General features: G+C 30.1%; 5 protein-coding genes. All 5 read left to right on the forward strand.

Annotation, left to right across the window (positions count from 1 at the left end):
* Positions 1 to 894, forward strand: an 894-nt coding sequence (locus tag ACZ9HT_RS16850) for a hypothetical protein (protein ID WP_476041659.1), incomplete at its 5' end; no start/stop codon positions are given.
* A 184-nt stretch (positions 895 to 1078) separates the two neighbouring features.
* Positions 1079 to 1564: a hypothetical protein gene (locus tag ACZ9HT_RS16855; protein WP_476041660.1), complete on the forward strand. Its 486-nt coding sequence runs from the start codon at positions 1079 to 1081 to the stop codon at positions 1562 to 1564.
* Between the two features lie 159 nt (positions 1565 to 1723).
* Positions 1724 to 2419: a hypothetical protein gene (locus tag ACZ9HT_RS16860; protein WP_476041661.1), complete on the forward strand. Its 696-nt coding sequence runs from the start codon at positions 1724 to 1726 to the stop codon at positions 2417 to 2419.
* A gap of 166 nt (positions 2420 to 2585) precedes the next feature.
* Entirely contained in the window at positions 2586 to 3587 is a 1002-nt protein-coding gene (locus tag ACZ9HT_RS16865) for a DUF2971 domain-containing protein (protein WP_476041662.1), read from the forward strand.
* Between the two features lie 427 nt (positions 3588 to 4014).
* Complete coding sequence (locus tag ACZ9HT_RS16870) at positions 4015 to 4269, forward strand: hypothetical protein (RefSeq protein WP_476041663.1); 255 nt, start codon at positions 4015 to 4017, stop codon at positions 4267 to 4269.
* Positions 4270 to 4395 lie beyond the last annotated feature (126 nt).

Genomic DNA, 4395 nt, shown 5'->3' on the forward strand with positions numbered 1-4395 from the left:
GTTTTTAAATCGAAAATTTTAGATATTTTCACTATTTCAGCAAGTATTAAGGTTTGGCTTTTTTTGCCCCGCCTGCAGAAATACCCAACCGTTAGTGGCAATTTTATGACGACAGTTCAACATATAGCGACAGTAGTTCTAATGACAGGACTTTTAGGATGTAATCAACAACCTAAAACAGACGATGCCTTGACAAAAAATCAAGTTTACAAAACAGTTCAAAGCGACTCTGCCTCAACAACTAAAAAAACGGACAATTCAAAATATTACGCAACGACCGACACAGTAGAAATTACAACTGAAACGGTTGGCACATTCAAATATGACAAAGACGAGTTTAATCAGATAGTTGACAACCATCCAGAATTATTTACTGATTACTGGGAAGACCCTGACAAAAAATATTATTGTAATGGCGACAGTAAAGAATTTGGCAGTGAAGTTGGTCAGGACGACTATTATGTTTTGTATGCTTATTTTCTCAAGCAAAAAAATGGCATCGACAAATATGCTAAACAGAGAAAAAAACTAATTGAAATTTACACAAACATTAATTCATTATTTCAAAGGTTTCAATATGGTGGGACATACTTCGGACATCAATACCCGAGAATTTTAGGTTATGCAGAATATTCCGTTTACCTATATTCAGAACAAATTGACAACTTTGAAAAGACTTATGACATCACAAAACAAAAAGAATTCTATATACAATCACTTCGACAATTAATAGACGATGAAAGCAAAATTGACAACGAGACTTTAGGAAAAGAAAAAATAGAACGAAACAAAGAATTAAATAAAACAGTTGACGACCTTAACAAATTAATTACGGACAATTTTTATTTACGCAGGACACAAGAATTTCATTACGGACATTATGAATACTATTGAACAAAGAAAAACTGCCACTAACAGGCGTTTGGCAAAAGTGGCGGTTCAGTGCTCCGCAGACACATTTGTGGTTAATCAAAGTTTGGTTCTCCGCATCAACATTTGTGGTGAAAATCGCCACCTTCGCCAAGCGCCAAAACGTTGTACGCCATTCTAAAAAAAAACTGCTAAAAACAAAAACTAATTGAAAAAATTAATTTTACTATTTATTACCCTTAACTTTCTTTCTTGCGGAATCAAAAACAAGTCTTCTAAAACCGACAATTCGTCTGATTTAACAAAAAAAATTACTGGAGTTTGGGAATTTATTGAAACGACAGATACTAATGGAAAAAAATTAGACTCATATCAAGGTAGCTTTGGAACTGTTCAAGCAACCGGACCAAAATTAATTTATAATAAAGATAAAACTTATATTAAAGTTTTTACACCTGTAAATTCTGACACTGGATTTTGGAGATTTAATTCTGCAAATTCAACAATTGAGCATGACTTATATATTGATAGTGAAAGTTGGGTTGGAAAAGACTTAATTGAGAAAAAACTTGCAGAAAAAAAACCTGACGGAAAATATTATGAATTGATTGAAGATCGCATTATTAAAATAGATGAGAATACTATGTATATAGATAATCGCGGACTAGTAGATATTTATAAAAAAATTAAATAAAAAGAACGTCGTACAACACGGTATTTCTATTAGCGGGTCGGAAGTTCCTATCATCAAGATTTTTGTTAATTGTTCGATTTGTTATATTTACAAAGACTTGTTATAAAAAGTCGCCGCCAATAGAAATACCCAACCGTTATCTGCAATAAATCCACAATTGTGCAAAAAATAGAATTACCTGAATTAATTGACTGGCTTGAATCTGCAATTGACTATTACGAAATTAAAGGTCATCCATTAAAAATTTCAAATTTTCTACCAAATTTTGATCATTATATCGGAATAAAATGGAAAGTCGGAATTATTAAGGATTTTCCGTTTGAAGATATTATTACAAAAGCAGAATCGCCAAACGAACTTAATCACAATAGGAGAATTTGGCAAAAATTTCCACAGATTTATGAAGATTCTGACAATGGCTTTACCGAGATCGAATCGAAAGAACTTTTCAATAAATTTAAAATTCCCTTTCATGAATACAAAAATGATTACAAATTGCCATGGAACTCAAGAGCAATCAGAGTTCTTGACAGTGAGATTTTTCAAAGTTTATCATTAATCGTCAATCACCTTCCTGAGAAAGACAGTCTTTTTCTTTATTGGGAAGATTATTACAGATACGGATTGGAAGATAAATTATTTAAAGTTTCGGCCGAAGAATTTTTAGGTGAGATGCAGGAAACTAGATACGATGCTAGCATTTATTTATTTCCTGAAAGCAAAAATTGGTGTCTCATCAATCTTGAAGATTTAGGATTTAATATTTTTGCTTTTAACGAAAATATCAAAACTGAATTTCTATCAAGTATTGAAAATTTTAAGTTGACATCTCAAAGCGAAATATATCGATACTAAATATTACTGCAGATAACAAAGTATTTCTATTAGCGGGTCGGAAGTTCCTATCATCAAGATTTTCGCTAATTGTTCAATTTGTTATATTTACAAAGACTATTTACAAAAAGTCCCCGCCAACAGAAATACCCAACCGTTATAGCCAATTTTACCAGAAAAAAAGCGAATGAATAAAATACAAACTTATTTTTATAAATATTTTTCTATAAATCAAAATTTATTTAATTCATTAATAAATAACGAATTATTCTTTTCAAATCCAAGAAATTTTAACGACCCATTTGATTCTTTGCCAAGGTACAAACTGTGTTCTGACATTCAAAAACTTGAAAATTTCTATTTATTTATTCAAAATCGTATTAATGAAAAAATAGAATTAATAAAGAATTTAAAAGACTTTGAAAAGAAGAAGTTGGATTTTGAAAAGTTACTTGGGACATTTTTGAAAGTTTTAAATCAATTTGATGAAAGTTATTACAATGAAATCGGAAACTATGAGTACAGATTGATAGAGATTTTCACGTTTTATAATGACATAGAATACTTTAAAGAAGCATATGAAATTAACAGTGCTGAACTTCAAAGTAAAATGTATTCAGATTATACTTTTCTCTATATCGATATAATTAAGTATGGTGTTGCAAGTGGTTCTAAAACCGAAACATGTCCAGTAATGTGGGGTCATTATGGAAATAATCATTCCGGGGTTTGTTTGAAATTTGAATTTTATGATGACAAACAAGAGCAAAATATTAGTTTTACCAAAGAGGATAAATTAGAAATTGTAGAAGTTGAATATACCGATTTACCTTTGGACATATTTAATTATAATCATGAAGATTTGAAAGATCTAATATTTACAATTTTCAAAACAAAATGTAAAAAGTGGGAATATGAGAAAGAAATTAGATTGATAAATGATTCTCAAGGTTTGTTTAAAATTAATAATAAATGTATAAAGCAAATTATATTTGGTTGTAAAACAACACCAAAAGACAGATATTCTATTCTTAAACTTTTGGGCTGTTTAGGATATAATGTAAATGAATTAATGATTGCGAAAATCCAACCTGATTCGTATGAGTTGAAAATTGAGCAAATGACAATGCAACATATTGCTGGAAGTGGAGTTCTTCTAAACGAATTAAATGTAGAAAAACCGTTTTAAAAACTGGCTATAACAAGGTATTTATACAAGCGGGTCGGAAGTTTTCATCGAAGATTTTAGCGATTAATTAATTTTTTAGCAAGTATAAAGTTTTCGTATTTTTATCCCGCCTGCATAAATACCCAACCGTTATAGGCAATTTTAAACAAAAATTCCGCTGAAAATGAAAGTTCAAATACTTTTCGCATTTATACTTCTACTATTTTTGTTAAACTGCAAAAAAAAGTCGTTTGACGAATTTGACTTTTCATATGGAAATACTTTTGAAACTGATTTTTCAATCAAATTTAATAATTCAAATGATTCAGTTTTTATCCGTGAAAATTGGTCTGCTAACGATAATTCTTCAAGAATAAAATCTCCCAAAAGCAACACAAATTATTTTTCAATTTTAAGTAATCTTCAGAAGAAGAAACTGGACAGTTTTATGTCGCAAATAAAGTTTAAAAAGTATGACAGCATTTACTTTGAGAACTATCAGGATGGAAATCACTATAGAATTTATGTGAAGAAAAATGGAGAACAAAAAATGATTAGCGTTCACAGTAATAATTCACCGAAAGAACTTGACGAATTTGCATTTTGGATTTATGAGGTAAAGAAAAATCTCAAACTTTCCGAAACGAAAAGAGCACTAAATTTCAAAAGTAGGATTGATATTCCGGAACCACCAGAATTTTAAACATCACACAACTCGGCCAAAAAAACTGCCTATAACATATTCTATGACAAAAAGCAAGCAAAAATCTAAAAATTAAGCAGCAAATTTTTGCAGATTGACAAAGTTTGATTCCCGTTGGATCACCGC

The organism is Chryseobacterium sp. UYP7, from assembly GCF_056279225.1.